This window comes from Pseudoalteromonas umbrosa (assembly GCF_030125375.1).
GTDB lineage: Bacteria > Pseudomonadota > Gammaproteobacteria > Enterobacterales > Alteromonadaceae > Pseudoalteromonas > Pseudoalteromonas umbrosa.
Genome location: NZ_JASJUU010000001.1, coordinates 559,086 through 582,053, shown reverse-complemented (window position 1 = coordinate 582,053; position 22,968 = coordinate 559,086). Strand labels below are relative to the sequence as shown.

Genomic DNA, 22,968 nt, shown 5'->3' with positions numbered 1-22,968 from the left:
CATAGTTACGCTTAGCCCATGATTTCTGCCTTTGGCCATTTCCATGCATACCGAATTGTCATCAAAGACAATAAAATTTCGAGCCCAGTGAGATATAAATAAAAGCCCCACCCGGTTTCTAAATTAAGTGACACTAGCAGCACAATAAACAAACTGGGAATAATGATATTTAATTTTCTATTGATATTAGGTTTGAGTGCCAAAGTTAAAAAAATCATGACACTTGGTATGGACATGAGCAGCGCTACGGCAAAGAACTCATATTGAATGCCTTTCCTATCTGCGCTGACGAGCAACGCCTCAGACATAACACCTGGTACAAACACTTCAATATAGTCACCGTAGACATAGCAAAACATCACTGCAACCCAAAGTGCTGAGATTTTCAACTTAACGTTTATTTGATAATCCTCAAAAGGCAAGGAGATATCCTTTGTCGTATTCATATTAGCTCCGTTGTTTTAAATTAAGCCCATGATATGGGGTGGTTGACGAAGCTAAACGATATAATTTATAAATAGCTAGGTCGTCCGAGACTATAAGTGCGGACACTTTTTTAAATTAAACTCACCCAAGGACACGCAATAAAAGGAACAGAATTTGGCTGACCCTATCGAAATAATTCTAACGATGATGATTGTTGGACAAGTTTGTATCAGTGTGCCAATTCTATTATCACGTGCAGTGAAAAGTGCACTAAACTGGCCTCTGGCATTGTTTTTATTCGCCAGTGGTATTTTAGCGTTAAACTCTGTGACCTCCTCTTTATTACCTGAGTACTATGCTGTGTACACAGCCATTGCGTTCCCTGCTCTTTTTTTGCTTTGTCCATCATTATGGTGTTATGTCGAGGGACTTACAGCCGATATACCATGGCAGTTCCATAAAAAACAGCTTTATCGCTACATATTGGTGCTCCCCGCTTTGCTGATTTCTGGGATGATCTTAATATTGCCAAGCGACGTTCATACCGCAGTTTTCATCCATGACGAAGAAATAAACAGCCCTTTTGTGAGTACTTTATTCATAGGGCTTTTAATCATGATGCTGCTTTGGTTAGCTCAATGTGTCTATACCTTGATAAAAATTGTGCAGCGACTGGATCAATACCGGAAAAGACTCAAAGACGTTTTTTCAAATCACGATAAAAAAGAACTCAACTGGATGAATTGGCTGCTTTTAATTGCAGTAAGTGTATGGCTATGCTCTTTGGTAACGGTTTTTTCTTCGAGTTTGTTCGACCAAGGCTTCTTTAATAGCAATACGGAGATGCTCCTATCTTTGCTGCTAATATGGTGCATGAGCCACTTTGGCCTGCAACAAAAGCCCGCATTAGCTACATTAGATAGTAGTGATACGAAAGGCACGTCCAAAGTTCATAGCAACACATCAGACAGAGATAATGCAATTGACAAACCCGTTGCAGCAAAAAAATATCAACGCTCGGCGTTAGATAAAACACAGTCGGAACGGATTGCAACAAAGATCAACTCAGCAATGGAGCAAGACAAGCTCTATTTAGACTCAAATCTATCGCTGCAGCAGCTGTCTAAGCACCTCAATATTTCACCAAACTACATATCACAAACATTGAATGAAACATTATCCATGAGCTTTTTTGATTTTGTGAATCACTGGCGTATTGAAGCAGCGAAGCCTCAAATTTTGGCAAATCACAGTACTGTGCTCGATATCGCTTTGGACGTTGGCTTTAACGCGCGTTCCTCTTTTTATAAGGCATTCAAACAAGTAACAGGACAAACCCCTAGCGAATACCGTAAGGATCAAGTAAATAGCTAAAAAGCCACGTCGAGGACAAACTTTAATTTATAGTGTACACAGGCTTTTAATGCGCTATATAAATTAATTAGCATCGCGTTACACGACACTAATTTAATTTCAATTACGAGCTGCACTTTTACGCTCAATAGAACATAAAAGGCTTAACGCAAACGCGGGTATACTTCAGGGATCACGGCTTCATTTAGCGATATCATTTCATAGTAAGCAGCGACTTCTTCTTCAGTAAAGTCCCCGAGTTGTATCTCGACATACATCTCATAGCCATGCGACTTTTGTGTGCTTGGCACCGCGCCTAATTGATAGATATAATCTAAATAGTGAATTGGGTCTACATCTGATCCCAGTAACGCATCTTCGAGAATAATTGGTGTAATATCTGCTGCAATTAACTTATAGACCGCGTCATACAAGCCTAACTGAGAGACCACACCAGAAATCACTGCTTGCGTCTTGCCAGACGCTTTAATGTCATTAATCACAGGGTCGATATTTTTATAGCTCACAACATTGGCATTTTTGCGATATTTGGATGTGTAGGGCTTCCCTTTTTTATTCACGTGAAAACTCGGCATGTAGCTAAACAAAAACTCCTGCTCTAAACCTAAAAATGTGAACCTAGGCTCTGTTGCAGGCTTGTTGTCGTGCTCTGCCTTACTCAAGCTTGAGTCATCCATATTAAAATTGATCATTGCCATTTTATGACGATCACCTTGATATAATTCATCCCGTTTACCAACTGCGTAGCGTGGGCTATAGATCAATTTGTCTTTAGAATCCATCGACTCCATAATTTCACTGGCTTTTGCCAGCTTAACCCCAGCTTGCTGCAAACGCTTAAAAGTGGGCCGCTCATAAATTTCTGTCGAGAACGTCGCGTCACTCGCTAAATAGACATCAAAACCCATTTTCTTAAGCCCTAAAACGGTTTGCATAACACACACATCAGTTTCTGCACCAGCGACCACCACGCGAGAAATGCCAGCATCTGACCACGCTTGCATTGCTGCATGAATATCAGCCTCTAATGTAGAGTTAAACGTTTGCTTAAAATAGCTTTGGGTATTTTCGTCAAGCACTTGCTCAATGCGTGTTATGTAGGGCGTATAATCCAAACCTGTATCGGTTTCAAATGCTTCATACGTAATCGCAGTTGGCATATTTAAATCATTGGCTTTTTGCGCCAGTTGTGCAATACGGTCAATGCTAGAATGTAATTGAGGATCGACATTTTGCGCCGGTATTTCCAACTCTGGATAGAAGACCTTGACCCAAAAGTCGTCACTATCCATCACATACCCTTTTTGAGCATCAATGATGAGCAACCCCGTATTTTGGGCGCTCAAATGAACATGTTCACTCTTTTTTGTTTCATAAGCTAATTGCAGCCTGTCATCAATGTTACAAGCGGACAGTCCAAGCGCCAATGAAAGTATTAATAAAGACTTTTTCATAATTCACCTATTTAATTATCCTTTTCAAAGCAAGTTAACGGTTAATTTTTGAACAACCATCGATACTTAAACGTTTTGTTAACAAAGTCAAGCGAGGATAAATCAAGTGATGATTTCATCTGCACTAATAACTATGGCATTGTAAAACTTTAAAAGTTGGGTGATATCGCGTTGAAAGAAATAGTGCAGACTGAAAAAGTCGATATTTGAGTAGACTATTTTCTTACACTAGAGATAAGTCATCTTTTTAATAAAACGTCGTATTCCTTCCTAGCGCGAATCATTTTCCAGCGCTCTTAGAAACACACAAACTACTGAAATATGTACTTACTTTATAAAAATAAAAACATCAATCAAAAGTCACGCTAACTTCAAGTGAGTAAAGTCAGTTCAGGTAAATTCTCCTTATTGAAAGCGAAATCACCACTACCAAATCGGAGAACATATGATAAAAACAATGTACTGCTTTTTGATTGCCACAAGCGCTATTATTACCAACAGCTCAGTTGGAGCCAAGGAGGTCGACACAGGAATACATGGCCCTTACTTAGGGCAAACACCACCTGGGAAAACAGCCAAAGTCTTTGCGCCTGGGTTATTGAGTACACCAAAAGATCGAGAATACACTATTTCGTTTACGCCAGATTTGAAGGAACTCTATTTTACGCGAATGGATGCCAATTCTAACAAGTGGTGGACAATGAATTATAAGCAAAAAAACAATCGTTGGTATGGTTCCACATTAGCACCAAGAGTGGGCCGCCCTACTCTATCGCCAGATGGTAATATCTTACATCTTGGCAATAAGTATTTTGCTAGAACAGACTCAGGATGGTCACAAGTCAAAAGCTTAGGTCCAATGTTCGATAACAAGGATTGGGGCATTATGCGTTTATCTTCATCGTCTTCAGGTACCTATATCCTCGATGATTATAAAAATGGTGATTTACTGAGGATCTCTGAGGTAAAAAATGGTGTTAGGCAAGCGCCAAAACCATTACCTGCACATATTAATACCGGCAAATGGAATGCACATCCATTTATAGCACCTGATGACAGCTATATTATTTGGGATGGAGAAAGAAACGGAGGCTTTGGGGACACTGACCTTTATATCAGTTTTCGTGAGTCTGATGGGAGTTGGGGTAAAGCACTTAATTTGGGACCGGCAGTGAATACTGACGCTGGTGAAGCAGGCGGTTATATGTCTCCAGATGGTAAGTATTTCTTTTTCAATAGAACGACGAGTTCGGGAAATGGTGACATATATTGGGTAGAATCAAAATTTATTGAAACACTTCGGCCCGACGGTTAATGACTATTGAAGATTAATATAGTCTGAAAGACAAACATTGGCCGCAATAAGCCGCGGCCATATAGCTTTATCTCAGCCGAGCTAATTGCTTTTGGCGTGTTGGTTCGGTTAGATATAAAAACTGTGAATAGTCATGTGCAGCATTGATAAGCATTTTGCCATCTTTATTGCCAATCCATGTGACATCTGTCTTACCCAGCAATAAATCATGTTCTACCAGTTTGTAGTGGTTATCCTGCTCCAAAGTGACAAAAAGCGTGTTTGAATCAGTGGTCACACCTATGATCCCTGCTGTTTGTGATTGCCAAACACGTTCAATCTCACCAGTGTCGCTACGCTTAAATACATTTGACGCATTAGAAAAGTAAATATTATCCGACTCATCCAAGCCCATTGAATAACAGGATAATCTCTCACCTTTCGCTTCGAACTCTTTTAACTCTCCAGTTTTTAAATCGAACTTCGCAACATGAAACCCAACTCCATCCGATGAACGGTAAGATACTAATAAAGCTTCACTATGATGAAATGCTTCGCGAAGATAAAAAGAATTGTGCTTATGTGGGATCGCTTCCACTTTATTTGACGTAACAGCTATACGGAATATTGTATCTTTACTAGCCGTAAATACGGATTTACCATCTTTTGACCACGCAATGCCAAACAGCTCAACATTGTCTGGGTTTTTAAATAGTAGCCGCTCTTGATCCTGCTCATATATAAATAGCTGCTTTTGGCCAAAACGATGTGACTCGAATACAAACACTGAAGGGTCTGGTGAGAATACAGGCAGAAAGTCCACAGAGGAAGAATTAACTAAGCGCTTTAAATTCTTCATATTTTCTCTATCTGCGCTTAAAATATCGACATCCACCTTCACAAGCTCCATAAAAATCTCTTCACCGCTATTCGAGTAGCTTGCGTCTCGCACAATTTGATAGTTTTTAAACGGTAATTTAGAAACTCGGCCTTGCAGATCAACTGAGAGTATTTCGTTGCGCTTACTCATCAATATGCTTTGTTTATCAGGATGCCAACTTAGTCCACTTAATCCGTCTTCAATTGTGACAAGCGTTTTCAGTTGTCCACTATCTAAGTCGAGTAAGTCCACTCGGTACTTATTTTGACCCGCTTCAAAGCCTAATGCTATCAAGGTTTCACCAGGGGATAATGATTGCATTAAGAGCCAATCCGATTGTTTTGATTGGTGTAAAACATGCTTCGTCTTTGTGATTAGGTTGTATGAAACCAGCTGTGTTTCACTACTTTCCCGGTGCTTTTCAGTAAAGTAAACCGTATTATCAGTAGCCCAATCTAGTCTATGGCTTGAGATCACATAATCCATGGTACGATACGCTTCCTCTTGCTCAAGGGGTACCATTGAAACCAAATCCAACGTGGTGAATTGCAAAGACGTGCCAGCCTGCTCTCTTATCGCAAAAATCAATCCATTACCATTTGGGCTCCAACCCAAACTTAAATAATCTGCCGGCTGGTGTGAAATACGCTTTTCCACTCCTGTATCAAGTTGCTTGATCCAGATATGTTTACTATTTTCCTCTGCGCGGATAAAAGCAATATACAAGTCATTTGGTGACGTCATAAAAGCAAATTCATTTCCTGAACTACTACTGATAGGCAACAAATTAGAAAAGTCATTTTTATGAGAAAAATGATTTAAAAAGAGAAAAATAAACATCGCTGCAATTATCAAGCAAGCGGTTCCCCCCACCAACACAAATTTAAACGTGTTTGATTTAGGGTTTGGTACTTCTAAGCTATACCCTCTTTTAGGGTGAGTAATTAATAGAGATTGCTGCTTGGCATCGTCATCAAATGCCTTTCTTAGTATGGCGATACAACGCTGCACGGAGCTGGGGTTGAATATGGCTTTAGGCCATACAGCGTTAAAAATCTCTTCCTGGCTTACCACCTCCCCTTTATGGGCATACAAGTAAACCAATACTTCCATCACTTTCGGCTCAATGTTGGTTACAGCGCCAAAACCTGTAATTTGACACCTTTTAACATCTACGTAATAACTCCCTATTTCGAACTTCAACTTAACGACTCCTAAATAAGCTTACAATTCATATACTAAGCTTTTCTTAAGACAATCTCTAGCTAGATTTTATAGCTTCGATAAAACGATTTAATACACGCTGTCCTCTCACTCAAATAAATAACAAGAATGAATAATGGCTGTACTCTTTACCTTAATAATTTTACTTAGTGCATTTTTATTATTTCAAATCCAACCTATTTTATCTAAAGAACAACTACCTCAATTTGGCGGTGGAGCGTCTGTTTGGTCCGCTGGCTTATTTTTCTTTCAGACGTGTGTGTTATTAGGCTACTTATACATCCACTTTATTCGTCACTTACGACTACAGTGGCAAGTTACACTGCACTTCACTCTATTAATCCTAGCTGTGGCTGTGACTTATACTCACATTGAAAAAAGTATTCTCGATATGCTGCCACCTACTTGGTCAGTCATTGTGTCACTTGCCGCTCAAATAGGCCCTATTTTTATCATGTTAAGTACCACATCCGTGCTGCTACAAAAATGGTACTGTTTATTAAATCAAAGTCCTGTACCTTATCAATGGTATGCACTCTCAAATTTTGGCTCACTTGTCGCTTTGCTTACTTTTCCCTTTTTTTTTGAAGTTTACTTTGGGCTTACCACACTCAAAGAGTTATGGTTTTTCACTTTGACCGTATTAGTGACGCTATTCTTCGCACTTACTACATTAATAATAAAAAAAATATCTCAAAAGATATGGGTTAACCAAATACGGCCTACGACGGTTATTTTCCATAATCATTTTCGATGTATCAGTTTGGCAGCACTGAGCTCTCTACTTTTGAGCTCTACCACTTTTATGATTAACATTAACATTCCGCCAATGCCTTTAACTTGGGTTATACCTTTAGCGATTTACTTAATCACCTTTATCATTGCTTTTGCACTTCCAGTGAAAAGTCGTAGTTTTTATTCCTACTCCGCTTTAATATTTGCGACTTTGGCTGGCATTTTAATGTATTTCTTAGGTAGTAAATTTAATGCTGTCGCTCAATTTAGCATGTACGGACTCATATTATTTATTTGTACATTTAGCTGCCACAGAGAGCTAAGGCGAATTGCGCCGAACCAATACTCGATGACATCTTTCTATGTTTGCATTGCTTTTGGCAGTGTACTTGGCAGTTTAACAAGTTCAGTTATAGCGCCAGTAACCTTTAACTTGCCTATAGAATACCCTCTCACCCTCATCGCGATTTTTTCTTTACATATCTATCTCTGCACACAAAGCTCTGTATCTAAATACATAAAGCTCGGATACATAAGTATATTCGTGTCATTTATTTGTGCCTTCGTCTTATTAAATAATGCGTATACAAAACTTAACTTGATAACCGAAAGGAACTTTTATGGCATGCTAACCGTTAAGGACATTACAATTAACAATACAATTGAGCGCCGCCTTATAGATGGGACAACAATTCACGGTTACGAACTCATGACTGATATAAGTTCAGACAACGGCTACTACCACAAAAATACCGGCGTTGCTAAAGCGATTGAGGTCTTACAAGCGAACGGGCCAATAAACATGGGTATTATTGGTCTAGGCGCAGGTGTGCTTGCACAGTATGGAAAAAAGCATGATACGATAACTTTCTATGAATTAAACTCGGCTGTTTTCAAAGTTGCTAAAAAGTATTTCAGCTATCTAAATAATAGTTTAGCCAGTATCAACGTGAAAATAGGTGACGGCCGACAATTGCTTGCTACAGAGATTTCCCAAAGCACCTTTCAACAAGATGCGATCGTTATTGATGCATTTACCAGTGATGTTATTCCAACGCATTTACTCACTATTGAAGCGTTTGAGCTATATTGGCAAAGGATGCACAACAACGGTGTATTAATTATGCATATTTCCAACAATCATATTGACCTCATGCCAGTCATGGCAAATCAAAGCTTACGCTTTAATAAATCAATATTGCTTTTTGATTATCAAGAAGATGAAAATTCCCAGTTAGGGTCAAAATGGGTCATCATGACAAGTAATGAAGAATTCCTGCAGTCAATGCCAGTATCCACACTCGTAGATAGATATGCATTTACCAACCAGTCAACCGCACAATGGACAGATGAAAAGCATAGCTTATTACCCTATATCAAGTTATAAGCTTGCATTTTATTTCAATATTACCTTGTGTAGTCGATATTTTACTTGGCTACACAAGAGCAATTAAGAGCACATTACTTAGCTTATATCTTTAATATAGCTAATTTTTTCATTTTTAAATTCAAAGTAAGACTTACCTTGTATTGTAAGCTCATCTCCTACCTTCATGCCGTTAGGTAAATCGACAGCGAGCACCCCTAAATAATCAATGTTTATTTGGGCAGTCGTCCCGTTCACAATCAAGTTCGTCACTGTTTGCTTTCTTTGACGAAACAACTTTGCAGATTCTTTGGCAAGATTTTCAAACTCTTGCTTTCCCTCAACCCTTACATTCACCTCACCATTACCTTCATTTTCAAACACAATACTCTCGTCAAATAAAGACAGCATAGCTTGAATATTAAACGCGTTATAGCTTTCGATATATTGGTTTATGAGTGCAGCTTTTTCGCTCTCACGCATTTTTACTTCCTTATATACTCTTATTCGATTGAACAAATACTAAGCTACATGAAAGAGTATAAAAAGCAAAGGATGGGTACCAGCATGAGACTGTCTTCACTCATTAGAAAAGCATGATGTGTTTTTTAGCTATTTCAATCGCACCTTAAACTGGATTTATTAAAGGCTGTAAGAGACCATTTTAGATCATAAAAGTTGCTAAAGAGCGACAAATCTCTTTAGCAACTTGGTTTACTGAGGTGGGAGATGAATTACTGAAAGTATTCGTCTAATGCGTCTTTGAGGTGCCTTTGCATGGCAGCTCTGTGATATTTCCTGACCCCATAGCTTTGTTCAAGGTGAATAAAACGCTTAGAAGATGCATCTGCACTTTTATGGCAGCTATCTACAGAATCATTGCTATGACGCCCTTGTACATTCCACGTACCACCTAAGCTTTTTGTGTCATTACCATATACACAAGCCTTAATAACACCTTCACTTTCTACACTGCGGCGTATAGAGTGCAAAATACTGTGCTCTTGAGGGTCCGTCGAATAACGCACCGTTTCGCTTAAATTAAGCATCAGATCATTGTCAGTACCACATTGTGCTTGAAGTTTTGCACGCGTTGTTTTACCAAAGCCATGGTACTGAATAAATATAGTTGCTTGGTCAAAGTCACTCATATATTCATGTACTACTTGAAACAAGGACTCTGTCTGATGCGCTACATCACTGGCTGAATAATTAGTACCAGTACACTCACTCATCTCATGACTGCTATCACGTCGAGTGCCTGCTAACATAAGTAACTTGGTTTGCGTATATAAAAACGCGTCTATGGCCTGTGTACCTGTAAACGAATCTCTTTTTGGATGAGGCGCTTGTAATACGGCATTAGTACCAGAGGTATTTAACACATAAGTACCCCCACCGATGAACCTTTCACTCGGTAATTGATACTTTTCTTGAAGTAAAAAGTAGGTCTTGTCCGTATCTACATCATTAAATTGGATAACTCGATAGTCTAATTCATCAGCCAAGTCGCTTGCTAATAACCAATTTTGCTGATGAAAAGCCTCAAATAAAACATGAAACTTTTGCTGATATTCATGACTTGGTTGAACCCATTTGTTGTCAGCCTTTGTCCCATAGTTATATGACTTTAAATGCTTATCTAACTCCCCTGACATCACAACCATGGCTTTACTTGGGAAACTTAACAGGGTGAGCAACAAAAGCAGCAAGGTGAATAGTACATAGGCAGCCAGTGGGCGAGCACCGTTTGTAAAGCGAGTTGTATCAGTTTCAAATAGTTGCATAAAACACTCCAGTGGTGTGTATCGAGCTGTCATAAGCAAGCATCCCTGGAAAACCAGTACTAAAGTACCTAGTTAGAGCTAGTGACCATGTCAAAAGTTGCACTCATTATTACCAATATCTAAACAAAAGCTCTAGTAAAGGTGCAAAAAATGAGCTTTTGGTATTATACAAAAAAAGGGACAACAAATCTTAAAAATTTCAAAAAAAGCATTAAATTCATACAGGTAAACAACTGATACGACCAGAGAGAAGCATTTACATCGGATTAAGTTATTACAAAACCGTCGAAGCCTGAAAAATCTTTATTAAAAACAATAAGGTACTAAATAGAGTGTTGAGTTAAGAAATAACACTACACTTTTTATCGAATCGAGAAGTATTAGATGGAAAAATCCATCTAATAAAAAAGAGGGTTAAAAGCACTCGAAAAACTGAGATTGAGTGGGGTTACTTAATGCATTTGGCCACACCCTTGAGACTAGCTGCCTAGATTGTGCTTTGGTATGCCCAAGTGCTAACAACAATAAGCCTATCATCAAACATGTTCGGCCCGAGCCTCCCTTACTATGCACGGCAACCGTTTTCCCTTGCGTAATTACATGCAATATTTGATGTAGATGCTTGCGCCAACGGCGCTTAAAAACTTCTGTAGGTATGCCATCGTCCGAGATAGGGAATTGCCACCAAAATAACTCAACACTTGCGCACCCAGCTTCCAAACCAGTTACTCCGCTTTGTATCAGTTCTTCATCACTCATTAAAGTGATCACACCTGCTACATTCGCTTCTTTAAGCTGTTTTAAACTGGAAAATAACGCGACACCTTGGGTACCTGGGCAGGGCGTCAAAAAGAATGTGTATCCTGACTCTGTCTGTAACTTATCAAATGGGTGCGTTGTCATAGTTATACCCCTTACTCTATGATTTCACTATATCTTCTTTAGGGTAGAGGATTCCCTCTTGAGGTGACATATAGGTTATACCAATCTTCTCTCTCAAGACAAACATCTATCGCCTCTACCGCATTCTTAATCCGTCTCTCTTGGGTTGTACCAATCACTGGCTGAACCTTAGCTGGATGGCGTAATATAAATGCCAGTACGATAGCCTCACCGCTCACATGGTATTTGTGCGCTAAATTTTTAACTAATTGTGAGGTTTTTCGTACTCTTAGCTCATCTGAGTATAACCCTTGTTCAGAAAATTGCCCTTTTGCCATGCTACCCCATGCTTGCAATTGAATTTCATGCTGTTGACAGTACTCTAAAGTACCACTTACAAAGTCAACTAAGTGATTACCCTGACTACCTACCATTACCCCATCATTCAACCAATCAAGCTTTGCCAAGCTTATCTCAATCTGGTTCGAAATTATGGGCATATCTAAAGCGCTTTGTAAGAAAGACATTTGATGCAGGTTCATATTAGATACAGCTATATGGTTGATTTTACCTTGCTTTTTTAGATGAAAGATTTGTTCTGCTAATTCGTCAACCTGCATTAAGGGATCTGGGCGATGTAGCATAAGTACATCAAGATATTCGATATTCAAGCGCGACAATATCCCATCTACAGAGTGCTGCACCCACTGGCTCGAAAAGTCATATCGACCAACGTGCTCATCATTTTTTTTTCGAATACCGCACTTTGATTGAATCACCATGTTCGCTCTTAAATCGGGCCTTTCTGAGAGTACTTTGCCAAACACTTGCTCCGCACGGCCATCACGATATATATCCGCATGGTCAAAAAAACAGATATTGGACTCTAAAGCACAATCAATCACGCTATGTGCCTGCATGACATCTGTACCTGTTAAGTGTGGTCCTTGGCCCCCAAGCCCCATGCATCCATAAGCGATTGGTCCCACTGTAGGAAAATACTTTTGAATTGGTAATGTTGTTTTCATACTTTATTCCAGCTAGTCGAAATAACTTAGTGCCTATATGATATTGTTCTTTATTTTGAATAGAAGAGTTAATATTAGAATTCTATGTTCAATATAATAAACAATAAATTCTGGATTAAATCCCGTGAATGAACACAAACGTATTGAATTATTAATGCTTTTCGTAAAGCTCGCTGAAGAACTTAATTACACTAAGGCCGCAAAAGCGCTTGGGATTTCTAAAGGGCAATTATCTGAAAAAATTAAACGCTTTGAGCAAGTATTGAATACCCCCCTACTGATCAGAACGACTCGCAATGTAAAGTTAACCCAGTACGGTGTGCAAGTATTCGAGCAAGGAAAAGCCATTCGAACCCAGCTGTTTAATTTAGAGCGTAACATAAACAATGAGAAGGTAGAGGGCGTTATAAGGCTAACCGCGCCACGTATGTTTGCTCAAGTATATCTGCCAACCCTTTGTGCTGAATTTAAAAAACAGCACCCAAATGTCGAGTTTGATATCGATGCCAGTTACACAACACACAATTTAAATACCAAAGATTATGACTTGGCATTTAGAGCAACAACTACCCCACCGCTCGATATGGTGGCAGCAAAATTGTTTGATTACCAACATATTATCGTTGCCTCACCGCAGTACATAACAACGCATCAGAATATCAATACCCCGAGTGATTTAACTAACCAAGAATGCATTGTTGTTAATGGACAGTCCTGTTGGCCATTTAATAGCGAAAAAGTCACAGTCTCCGGCTGGCTATCTAGTAATGACAACAACTTAGCCAAACAATATGCATTACAAGGTTCCGGTTTAATTCGAATTGCCGATTACTTTGTCAAGAAAGAAATAAATACTGGTGTATTGAGCACAGTACTCGATGAATATACTGAGCAAAAAAGCAATGGCATGTATCTTTTCTACCCGCAAAGTACATTGCCATCACACAAGCTAAAAACATTTATTCAATTTGTGAAAATGTACTTTAAGGCAGAGCGATTTGCTCAGTAAAACAAACAACCGTACTTACAAAGTTTTCACTTGGATAATTTTTTACACGCGCTAACATAGCAAACAAAAACAAGGAAACAACGTGTTATCAGGCATAATCTCAAAATCTAAGGCGCTCGGGCCAGGCATATTAATGGCCACCGCTGCCGTAGGGGGATCGCATTTAGTCGCTGCAACACAAGCTGGCGCCCTATTCGGCTGGCAGCTATTGTGGCTTATTGTGATAGTCAACGTTTTAAAATACCCATTTTTCCGTTTTGGAGTTGAATACACTTTGCACAGCAAGCAAAGTTTGGTGCAAGGCTATAAAGATAAAAACCCATCCCTATTCTATTTGTTTTTTATCATCAATTTACTCGCTGCAGTGGTTAACACGGCGGGTGTCTTACTCCTTACAGCTGCTTTACTCCAATATATTTTACCGGGCGACTTGGCCCTCACGACGCTGAGCTTTGGCTTACTGTTTGTATGCCTTGGGATCCTCATTTTTGGGCATTACAAAGTATTAGATAACGCAAGTAAAGTCATTATGGCTTTGCTGTGTGTCGCAACAACTGCTGCCCTTGTCGTTACGCTCGCCAATGGCCCTGCACACCCTGCTCCACAGGTTGCACCTTCACCATACGAATTGGCCTTACTTGGCTTTATGGTTGCTTTAATGGGGTGGATGCCAGCCCCTATTGAGATTTCAGCGATAAACTCTTTATGGCTTAAAAGCAAACTAAGAAACAATACACTGACCAAAAAGCAAAGCTTGTTTGATTTCAATTTAGGTTATGCTATGACCTTAATACTGGCTTTGATGTTTTTTGTGCTCGGCGTACTACTGCAATACGGTCAGGAACAAAAAATTGAATTGGCAGGTGTCGCATTCTCAAAACAGCTCATTGATATGTACGCCCTTACCATAGGGGAATGGTCACGTTGGTTGATTGCAGTCGTCGCATTTCTATGCATGTTTGGTACAACACTAACTGTACTAGATGGCTACGCAAGAACGTTAGATGAATCATTAAAAATCATCAAACCGCATAACAAAAAATACAGTCTGTCCGTGGTCATTGCTATACAATCAGCTCTTGGCATGATAGTCATTTTGTTCTTCAAGGGGAATTTGAAAGACATGTTGATGTTTGCCATGACGATGTCATTTTTAACTACACCATTTTTCGCTTGGCTTAATTTATCTTTGATACGGGGTGATATATATGACTCACAGCCAAAGGCTGTCAAAGTCTTTGCTGTACTAGGTCTAATATACCTTGTGTCGTTTTCTTTATTATTTATCGTATGGCGCTGGTTCTTATGACCAGCCATGGCGGGAAAGTCACTCATGACACTAAGTCATGAGTGATCAAATATTAAGCTGCAAGTTCTTTTACTTGCTCCCAAATGCTAACAACGTGCTCTTTGTCTTCATCTGTTAACTCACCATTGCGGTAAGCTTTTACTAAACTTTCTTCAATTTTCGTATTCAGCTCTTCAGGCTGTAAATCAAGCTCTTCAACTTGTGCATAGCCAACTGCTAAATCAAAATGACCACGTAAATATCCACCAGCAAACAGCTCATCATCATCTGCACGATCGACTAATTCATCAAAAAACTGCTGTGCAGCCTCTACATAGGTTTCAAATGACATTCCGTCTCCTCATTTAATCTTGATGCCCAACGGCATACATCACATGGTCATTATACCCTGTGACGACTTTAATATATCCACTCAATTCATCATCAAGTGCTTGGTCGCCTGTATCTGCTATCAACGGGCGACCGTTTAATGCTTGAAGTTTGCGTTTCGTCGCAACGACTACAATATTTTCTTTTCCAATTCTTCTAATGAGCTGTGGACTAAGTTGCTGATTGCCACGACCAAAAATATGGCCTTGCCCACCGATAAGCGTAATAACTAGTTTTGTTGGCTGGTCTTGAGTGAGCTCAAGTAATTGTGCTGCGGTTAAATCCTGCCCCAGCAACTCGTGATTTTGGATCAGGTCTACACCAAGCAGGGTATTGTCTAACCCCAGCTCTTCCATCACCGCCTCTACAGTAGAGCCAGAGCCCATAATATAACGCACGTCTTCATCCATTTCAGAAATCACAAACGCCGCAATATCAGCCAGCACTAGCTCATCACTTTCTTTACCACCGTTTTTTACGCTTTGTACATAGCGCACTTCACTGGGGACTTGCATTTCACCATAGCGCTTCGCTTTAACAGTGCCCTCTCTGAATGCCACTTCATCAATATCCATCACATCTGCTTCCGAGAGCGTGACAAGCTCTCCTTTTATAAGCATTTCGACAACGCGACCAGCGGCTTTTGGAGTAATGGCATACACACCACTGTGGATTTTACATCCAGCAGGTACCCCCAGCACAGGCGCTTTATCATCAACCACAGTGCAAATATTTCTCGCGGTTCCATCGCCTCCGGCAAACAAAATAAGGTCAACGCCCTGCTCAATGAGTTTTTGTGCGGCGATTTCGGTATCTTGTGCAGTGGTATTTTCACTGGCAGTAAATACAATATGGGTGTCGAAGCCAAGCTCATTGGAAATGCGCTCGCCCATCTCACCAGAAACTGTATATATTTGAATACCGTCTTTAAATGGTAAAAGCTGTTCAAGTGCCAACTTTGTGCGATTATTCGATTTAGGCTCAGCACCGAGCGACAGAGCTTTTTGCGCTGTATCAGCACCATCGCTCCCCTTGAGGGCAACGGAACCACCTAACCCTGCAACAGGGTTAACAATTAAACCAAGTTTAAATGACATCTTCTAACTCCTGTGGGCAATCCCAAGAAAACTGTTCTTTTTGTAATGGCCATGTTGTCTTATAAAAAGCGGATAAGGCTTTTAATAGTTGCTCTGTACGTTTATTAAAGCCACCTTCTAGCAACATCATCACTTGCTGATAAACCCGATTTTGAAAACTAAAACGGCATGTTTGCTCACCATTTAAATTATCCACCGATACATTAAAATCGAAGCCTGCAGCGACACTGAGTGCCCATTCTATTGCTTGAGGTTTGATTTCAACCTTTTCAAACTCGGCCTGCTGAGCTTTATCTCGACCATCAGGGCAATACCAGTAGCCGTAATCTTCCAATAACCGACGGGCATCACCCGCAACCAGCCAATGCGCTATTTCATGCAATGCACTGGCATAAAAACCATGTGCAAAAACCACTTGATGATGTGAACACGTATCGTTGGCAGGCAGATAAATAGGCTCATCATCCCCTTTCACTAAACGGGTATTATGAGAGTCTGCAAATTGTGTATCGAATATATTTTTTAGGTCAGATATTTGGTGCATAAACGCCAATAAAGCGCGGTCATTCAATGGGCGCTGATTGTACGGACTTTTGATATGAAAGTAAAAAATATGACAACGGATCCCAAAACTATTCTGCTAAGCCCCCCTATAAAACAACAAGACATGGCGCTTAATGATTTAAGTGCCATGTCTATAAGATTATGAGCTCACACTTTTCAATCCAAAACTGCGGGCAAACGTTTGAAGCTTTTCTACCAATAAATAATTAACCGGCACCAAAATAAGCGTGATCAAGGTAGCAAAAATAATTCCAAAGCCCAATGAAACAGCCATGGGGATCAAAAACTGTGCTTGAGTTTGCTGCTCAAACAATAAGGGCATCAATCCAAAAAATGTGGTGATACTGGTGAGCATCACAGGTCTGAATCTGGCTGCTCCAGCGGTGAGCACAGCTTGCATTAACGCAGCGCCTTTGGCGCGTTGCTTATTGATGTAATCAACAAGTACTAATGAGTCATTCACAACCACACCAATTAGAGCCAACATGCCTAATAAGCTCATAATGGTCAATTCCATAGACATGATCCAATGACCAATCACTGAGCCAATCAAGCCAAATGGGATAACACTCATCACAATTAAGGGTTGAACATATGATTTAAACGGAATAGCTAACAACGCATAAATAATGAAAAACACAAACAGCAACGCCCATGCCAGAGAACCAAAAGATTCTCGCTGCTCTTTAGCCTCCCCTTCAAGTGAATGCGTGACTCCCGGATATTGCGCCACCAGCTGGTCTAGATAAACCTTTAACTCTTCCTGTAGAACAGTCATATTGGTATTTTCTTTATCAATATCGGCTGTTATGTTCACCGTTCTATATCTATCAATACGATAAATGCTGGATGGGCTTTGCCCCGGTGTTAACGTTGCGACATGATTCAGCGGCACCGCACCTTGATTTTGAGTAGTGATCAGCAAAGTATTTAACGTTGCTAAGTTACTGCGCTCATTCAAGGGCAAGCGCACCATCACTCGGACGTCATCACGACCGCGCTGGATCCGTTGTACTTGCGCACCAAAGAATGCGCTGCGGATCTGACTTGATACGTCTGTACGAGTTAGACCCAGCGCTTTGCCTTGTGGCGTTAACTCAATTTGTAGCTCTTCTTTGCCATCACTTAAACTATCTGTGATATCAAATACGGTCGGAAATGTAGCTAAGTTCGCTTTCACTTGTTGAGCCGCTTCTTTTAGCACCACCAGAGAAGTACCTGTTAACTGCACGTCAATTGGGTCACTAGAGCGGCCAATCTCAGCTCTAAATGTTAAGCTTTCTGCACCAGGAATCGTACCGATCAGGCCTCGCCACTCTCTGACTAGCTGGCGAGAATCGATGCTTAAGGAACGAGTTTCAGGCGGTGTTATCTCAAATCGCACTCGCCCAGAATTAGATGCACCGCCTCGTCCACCCGTTGTCGCTAGAATATGGGTTATCACGCTTTCACCAGTACTCGGATCTACATACTTATCTTTTAAAATCTGTGCCTTATCAGACATCAAATCAATATATTTGGCGGTTACTTCAAAAGGTGTCCCCGTCGGCAGCGTTAAGTTAGCTCTTACCGTTTCACTTGGAATGCGCGGGAAAAAAATAAACTTAGTCCAACCACTGGTAATCAGGGTCAAAATCACAATAAAAACACCTGCAAACGCGCTTAATGTTGCCGCTTTATGAGAAATAGCAACTTTCAATGCAGGCTGATAATATTTTAAAATCGCACGTTCAAAACCATCGGCAAAACGCTGCTGAAAACGGCTAAAACGACTTGGCTGTTGTACTGCTTTTCTGGGTTTTAGATGCTTTAAGTGTGCAGGTAAAACGAACTTTGACTCTACTAATGACATCAATAAAACAGGTATCACGACGGCGGGGATTTGCGCAAAAATAGCACCACGCACCCCGTCAATAAAGGCCAGTGGCAAGAAAGCCGCGACCGTGGTTAAAATCCCAAAGGTGACAGGTGTAGCAACCTCTTGCGTGCCTTTAATGGCTGCTTCCTCTCCAGATTCCGCGCTATTTAAGTGTGTATAAATGTTTTCGCCAGTTACAATGGCATCATCGACCACTATCCCTAACACCAAAATAAAGCCGAATAAACTCATGATGTTAAGGCTTACGCCAAATAGTGGCATAGCCAAAAACGCCCCCATAAACGAGACTGGAATACCAATAAATACCCAAAATGCAATAGCTGGACGCAAAAACAGAGTCAGCAATGCCAATACTAAAATACCACCTTGCAGGGCATTTGAAGTCAAAGTTGATATACGGTTTTTTACGATCACCGAATCGTCATCCCAATAACTTAGTTCATAGCCTTTGGGCAAAGAATCCTGACGCTGTTCAATATACGCTTTAACTTTATCAGCCACATCAATTGCACTTTGCTGGCCGATGCGATAAACCTCAATGAAAGCGGCTTGTTTGCCATTAAAACGCGTTCTCACCGGCGTTTCTTCAAAGCCATCAATAATCGTCGCGATATCTGATAAATACACCACTGAGCCATCCGAATTGGTTTTAATCGGGATCCCAGCGAACTCGTCTTTACGATAAGCTTGACCTTTCGAGCGCAGCAGGATGTCTCCACCAGATGATTTGAGATTACCAGCTGAAATATCAGCACTAGACTGACCGATTAAATTCGCTACCTGCTTAATTGTCAGGTCGTATTGCCTGAGTTTGTCTTGACTCAACTCAATAGCAATCTCGTAATCACGAACACCATCAAGTTCTACTTGGGTTACGCCGTTGATACGTAATAAGTCATCTCTAACTTGTTCTGCGAATTCTCGAGTTTCTTTCTCTGAGTAACGCCCAGCAACAGTGACTGTGATCACATCTCGTCTTCGTTCAGCTAAAGAAACCACCGGCTTTTCAGCATCAGATGGGAAGGTATTTATCGCATCTACTCGACTTTTTATATCTGCCAGCATTTCCCTTGGATCATACCCACTATCTACTTCAACGCGCACGTTCGCAGAGCCTTCGGATGATCGACTTGAGATTTGCTTAACCCCTTCAAGGTCTTGTACAGCCTCTTCTATCCGTATAGCTATTCCCTGCTCGACATCTTCAGGCGTTGCACCACGTAATGACATATTAATGCTCACCACATCCAGCTCAAAAGAAGGAAATACCTCAAGTGGGATCTTGGTGGACATAGAAAATAAGCCACCAAACAATATCGACAGCATCAATAAGTTTGCAGCAACAGGATTGCGAGTAAACCAAGCTATCATATCCCCTTCTCCTGCACTTTTTGCGCTCGCTCTGCAAGCACTTTTTCAACTGTCACGCCGCGCTCTGCTGCGATCTTTTTTAACCTACTTTTTTGTTTGTCTGATAGTTGTTGCCACTGGGATTCCTCAGATTGAACACGTTCAATGTCTTGTGACGGCTTTTTGTTTAACGCCACTTGTGTTCCTGAGCTTACTTGTCCTAATGGTGTTGTAACCAAACGCATGCCTGATGTAACACCCGACTTGATAATAGCCAGATCATCATTTTGCCAAGCAATAGAAATATCCCTTCGCATCAGCAAGTCTTGCTCATCAAGTACATACACATAACTGCCTTGATAGATTGCACTACTTGGGACCGTTATCGTATTCGTCAGGGTTCTGCCTGAAATTTTCGCTGTGACGTACTGCCCTATTTTTATCGCAAAGTCGCTTTTTTGTTTCACAGAAAAGGGGTCATCTATTTGTGCTACTACGTATAGTTGTTGTGAGAGTTCGCTAATAGCGCCTTCAGTTCGTACAATTTTGCCCTGCCAACTTTGTTCTTTCACTAAATCAGAACGTAACTGAACATCAGGTGCCGGTGCATTGTTTTCCCCGTCTCTAAATTGCTCCGGTAAGCGCATAAATGCCAAGTCTCGGTTGTTTATGGGTAATCGAATTTCTACGTAGTCTGTTGCGTATATTTGTGCAAGCTGACTATTACTCGATACCACTTGCCCTAAATCGACTTTTTTACTCAATATACGCCCATCAAAAGGCGCGACTAAACGAGTTCGTTCAAGTGCTAGTTCAGCTTTTGCCAACTTTGCTCTAGCAGACAGTACATTTGCTTGTTGCGCAGCTAATTGGGGCTTTCTTAGCACCAAATCACTGGCTTCACTGCCATCCCCCAAACGGTTCCAGTCAACAAGGGCTTGCTTACCTCTGGCCTCTTCTTCGAGTAAACCCTGTTCGGCGTTTAATAGTGTCGCTTTGGCAACCTGCACCTCTGCCATGTAATCCCTTTCATCAATTTTCAGTAGTACTTCACCCTTTTCAAAAAAGCCACCATCTCTAAAGCTATCACTAACAAAGCTTATCTCCCCAGAAACCTGTGCCACCAGCATGCTCTGTGTTCTGGGCTGAACCAAGCCATAACTCTCTATTTCCATGTTGAATGGCATGGCTTCAAGCTCTACAAAATCGACCACCATTTTCGCTTGCGGCTTTCCCTTCCCTCTTGCAGACTGAGGAGGGTTGGAAGAAATAAATACAACCAATAAAGCAGAGACAGCAAGTATCACTGCGGGTAAAATCAATCGCTTAGCTAAAGTCATTGCTTACTTCCTCTGTCTGTTGAAAATCACCACCAAGTGCAAGATGGAGTTCTACACGATTTTTAATCAACTCGTTTTTTATTGAAATAAGGCTGCTCTGCGCGTCAAATGAGCGCTTTTGAGCATCAAGTACGGTGGTGTAACTGACTAGACCTTTTTGATACTGCTCGAACGACAGCTGCTCTGCTAATTGCGCATTTTTCTGAGCTACCAGCGTCTCCTTATATCGTATCTGCAAAGATGCTTCTTTGCTTATACCGTTTTCTACGGCTGCAAAAGCATCATGAAGACTATTTAAGTACATCAATTCTTTGGACTTTAACTCGATTCTCGCTAACTCTTCTTTGGCGGCGAGATTGCCAGCGTTGAAAAGTGGTGCAGATATGCCTGATATGAGAGACCAACCAGCGGCAGAAAATGAAAACGCATCTGAAAAATGTCCACCACTAGCGCCATAGTTGGCACTGATATTGATACTAGGAAAGCGCTGCTTATGGGCATAGGCCAATGCCGCATCTTGTGCTAATAATTGATACCAGCTAGCCATCAGTGCAGGTTTCCTTGTGAGAAGCATCGAGGGTACCCCGAGAGAAATTGTTGAATCAAGCAAGGGCAACTGCGCATTAACCGCTAATAAGCCGCTCGGATACTCTCCCACTAATCGTTCAAGATAACGTATTCTGGTCGTTACAAGCGTCTCTTGTTGCGCTAACTTTGCTTGCTCATTGCTCAACTCCGTTCGAGCAAGATAAACATCTAAAGCACTATTGAGGCCTTGCTTGTAGCCTGACTCAATAATATCTAGGTTTTGCGCTACCACCTCCAAACGACGTTCCAGTAGGGTTTGCTGTGTTTTGCTCTCAATGACTGAAAACCAACTAATGACAACATCCGCCACCAAATCATAAGTGTGTTGCTTATAATCTGCCATACCAGCCATCACATTCAGATTCGCTTGACGCTCTTCATCGCTTAATTTACCCCATAAGTCGAGTTCATATTTCATCCTCAAAGTCAAAGAATGACTTGTAGAGTACTGATCAGATAGAGATTTGAGTCGGCTACTATCCATTTCAGCTGATAATGTTGGCCACAAAGCGCTGCCGCTGATAACAAGTTGCTGTTGTGCCGCTTCAACATCCGTTGATTTGCGTAACAAATTTAAATTATTTTCCAATGCTAACGAGACCAAGCCATATACTTGTGGACTGGTAAACTGCTGTAACCAGTTCATACTGACTTCGCCTACACCATGTTGATTCTGCCATGATTTTGGGGACTGAATGTTTGAGAGGTAGTCGCTTTCAATTAGACTTGTCGATTGACAGCCTAGTAACAGCGCTGGCAAAACTACTACGAGCGAGGTTTTTAGCCACATTATTAATATCCTATCGGCTTTACTCTAGATTACTATTTTAGTTTACTGCTCGGATTTGCACTGTCACAACAAACTTTACATAGACTTACATTCAAAGCTATCCATTAATACAGACTTAAAACCCATAAAGATCAATCGGCTTTCCCTTTTAGTAATTTTAACGCGACTTTACTAATGACGGTAAAATTCAACATTTAAACAACCCCAAACAAATAAAGTTAAA

General features: G+C 40.7%; 18 protein-coding genes. 5 read left to right on the top strand and 13 right to left on the bottom strand.

Annotated elements, in window-relative coordinates; all coding sequences use genetic code 11:
• Window positions 1-11 precede the first annotated feature (11 nt).
• The gene (locus QNM16_RS02515) at window positions 12-446 is read right to left on the bottom strand and encodes a DUF6326 family protein (RefSeq protein ID WP_284019018.1); all 435 of its coding nucleotides are present in this window, start codon (window positions 444-446) and stop codon (window positions 12-14) included.
• 154 nt (window positions 447-600) lie between these two features.
• Here QNM16_RS02515 and QNM16_RS02510 point away from each other — a divergent pair, with 154 nt between their 5' ends.
• Complete coding sequence (locus tag QNM16_RS02510) at window positions 601-1,800, top strand: helix-turn-helix domain-containing protein (protein ID WP_284019017.1); 1,200 nt, start codon at window positions 601-603, stop codon at window positions 1,798-1,800.
• 143 nt (window positions 1,801-1,943) lie between these two features.
• Here QNM16_RS02510 and QNM16_RS02505 read toward each other — a convergent pair whose 3' ends face one another.
• Window positions 1,944-3,254, bottom strand: coding sequence for a cysteine hydrolase family protein (locus QNM16_RS02505; protein WP_284019016.1), 1,311 nt, complete (start codon window positions 3,252-3,254; stop codon window positions 1,944-1,946).
• 445 nt (window positions 3,255-3,699) lie between these two features.
• On the opposite strand from QNM16_RS02505, the gene QNM16_RS02500 reads away from it, so the two are divergent.
• Entirely contained in the window at window positions 3,700-4,569 is an 870-nt protein-coding gene (locus QNM16_RS02500; protein ID WP_284019015.1) for a TolB-like translocation protein, read from the top strand.
• A 67-nt stretch (window positions 4,570-4,636) separates the two neighbouring features.
• Here the strand turns inward: QNM16_RS02500 and QNM16_RS02495 are convergent, their stop codons facing one another.
• Window positions 4,637-6,631: a winged helix-turn-helix domain-containing protein gene (locus QNM16_RS02495; protein ID WP_284019014.1), complete on the bottom strand. Its 1,995-nt coding sequence runs from the start codon at window positions 6,629-6,631 to the stop codon at window positions 4,637-4,639.
• Window positions 6,632-6,767: 136 nt separating this feature from the next.
• Between QNM16_RS02495 and QNM16_RS02490 the strand changes: the two genes are divergently transcribed.
• Window positions 6,768-8,774 carry a spermidine synthase gene (locus tag QNM16_RS02490; RefSeq protein WP_284019013.1) on the top strand — a complete coding sequence of 669 codons (2,007 nt, stop codon included), beginning with the start codon at window positions 6,768-6,770 and terminating at the stop codon, window positions 8,772-8,774.
• 78 nt (window positions 8,775-8,852) lie between these two features.
• Here QNM16_RS02490 and QNM16_RS02485 read toward each other — a convergent pair whose 3' ends face one another.
• The 4 genes from QNM16_RS02485 to QNM16_RS02470 form a co-directional block, all read right to left on the bottom strand.
• Window positions 8,853-9,236, bottom strand: coding sequence for a nuclear transport factor 2 family protein (locus tag QNM16_RS02485; RefSeq protein WP_284019012.1), 384 nt, complete (start codon window positions 9,234-9,236; stop codon window positions 8,853-8,855).
• Between the two features lie 251 nt (window positions 9,237-9,487).
• Window positions 9,488-10,540 carry a hypothetical protein gene (locus tag QNM16_RS02480; RefSeq protein ID WP_284019011.1) on the bottom strand — a complete coding sequence of 351 codons (1,053 nt, stop codon included), beginning with the start codon at window positions 10,538-10,540 and terminating at the stop codon, window positions 9,488-9,490.
• 414 nt (window positions 10,541-10,954) lie between these two features.
• On the bottom strand, window positions 10,955-11,443 hold the full coding sequence (locus QNM16_RS02475) for a phosphatase domain-containing putative toxin (RefSeq protein ID WP_284019010.1): 489 nt from the start codon (window positions 11,441-11,443) through the stop codon (window positions 10,955-10,957).
• 38 nt (window positions 11,444-11,481) lie between these two features.
• On the bottom strand, window positions 11,482-12,450 hold the full coding sequence (locus QNM16_RS02470) for an aldo/keto reductase (protein ID WP_284019009.1): 969 nt from the start codon (window positions 12,448-12,450) through the stop codon (window positions 11,482-11,484).
• 124 nt (window positions 12,451-12,574) lie between these two features.
• Here QNM16_RS02470 and QNM16_RS02465 point away from each other — a divergent pair, with 124 nt between their 5' ends.
• On the top strand, window positions 12,575-13,459 hold the full coding sequence (locus tag QNM16_RS02465; protein ID WP_284019008.1) for a LysR substrate-binding domain-containing protein: 885 nt from the start codon (window positions 12,575-12,577) through the stop codon (window positions 13,457-13,459).
• A gap of 133 nt (window positions 13,460-13,592) precedes the next feature.
• Window positions 13,593-14,768 carry an NRAMP family divalent metal transporter gene (locus tag QNM16_RS02460; protein WP_284019885.1) on the top strand — a complete coding sequence of 392 codons (1,176 nt, stop codon included), beginning with the start codon at window positions 13,593-13,595 and terminating at the stop codon, window positions 14,766-14,768.
• A 52-nt stretch (window positions 14,769-14,820) separates the two neighbouring features.
• Here QNM16_RS02460 and QNM16_RS02455 read toward each other — a convergent pair whose 3' ends face one another.
• From QNM16_RS02455 to QNM16_RS02430, 6 genes are all read right to left on the bottom strand, one after another.
• Window positions 14,821-15,099: a YfcL family protein gene (locus QNM16_RS02455; RefSeq protein WP_284019007.1), complete on the bottom strand. Its 279-nt coding sequence runs from the start codon at window positions 15,097-15,099 to the stop codon at window positions 14,821-14,823.
• A 13-nt stretch (window positions 15,100-15,112) separates the two neighbouring features.
• Window positions 15,113-16,234, bottom strand: coding sequence for an ATP-NAD kinase family protein (locus QNM16_RS02450; protein WP_284019006.1), 1,122 nt, complete (start codon window positions 16,232-16,234; stop codon window positions 15,113-15,115).
• Window positions 16,224-16,778, bottom strand: coding sequence for an elongation factor P hydroxylase (locus QNM16_RS02445; RefSeq protein WP_284019005.1), 555 nt, complete (start codon window positions 16,776-16,778; stop codon window positions 16,224-16,226). The genes QNM16_RS02450 and QNM16_RS02445 overlap by 11 nt, the downstream gene beginning before the upstream one ends.
• Window positions 16,779-16,937: 159 nt before the next feature.
• Entirely contained in the window at window positions 16,938-20,048 is a 3,111-nt protein-coding gene (locus tag QNM16_RS02440; RefSeq protein WP_284019004.1) for an efflux RND transporter permease subunit, read from the bottom strand.
• A complete protein-coding gene (locus QNM16_RS02435) occupies window positions 20,045-21,367 on the bottom strand; it encodes an efflux RND transporter periplasmic adaptor subunit (RefSeq protein ID WP_284019003.1) in 1,323 nt (440 codons plus the stop codon). The genes QNM16_RS02440 and QNM16_RS02435 overlap by 4 nt, the downstream gene beginning before the upstream one ends.
• Entirely contained in the window at window positions 21,354-22,745 is a 1,392-nt protein-coding gene (locus tag QNM16_RS02430; RefSeq protein WP_284019002.1) for a TolC family protein, read from the bottom strand. Before QNM16_RS02430 ends, QNM16_RS02435 begins: the two co-directional genes overlap by 14 nt.
• Window positions 22,746-22,968 lie beyond the last annotated feature (223 nt).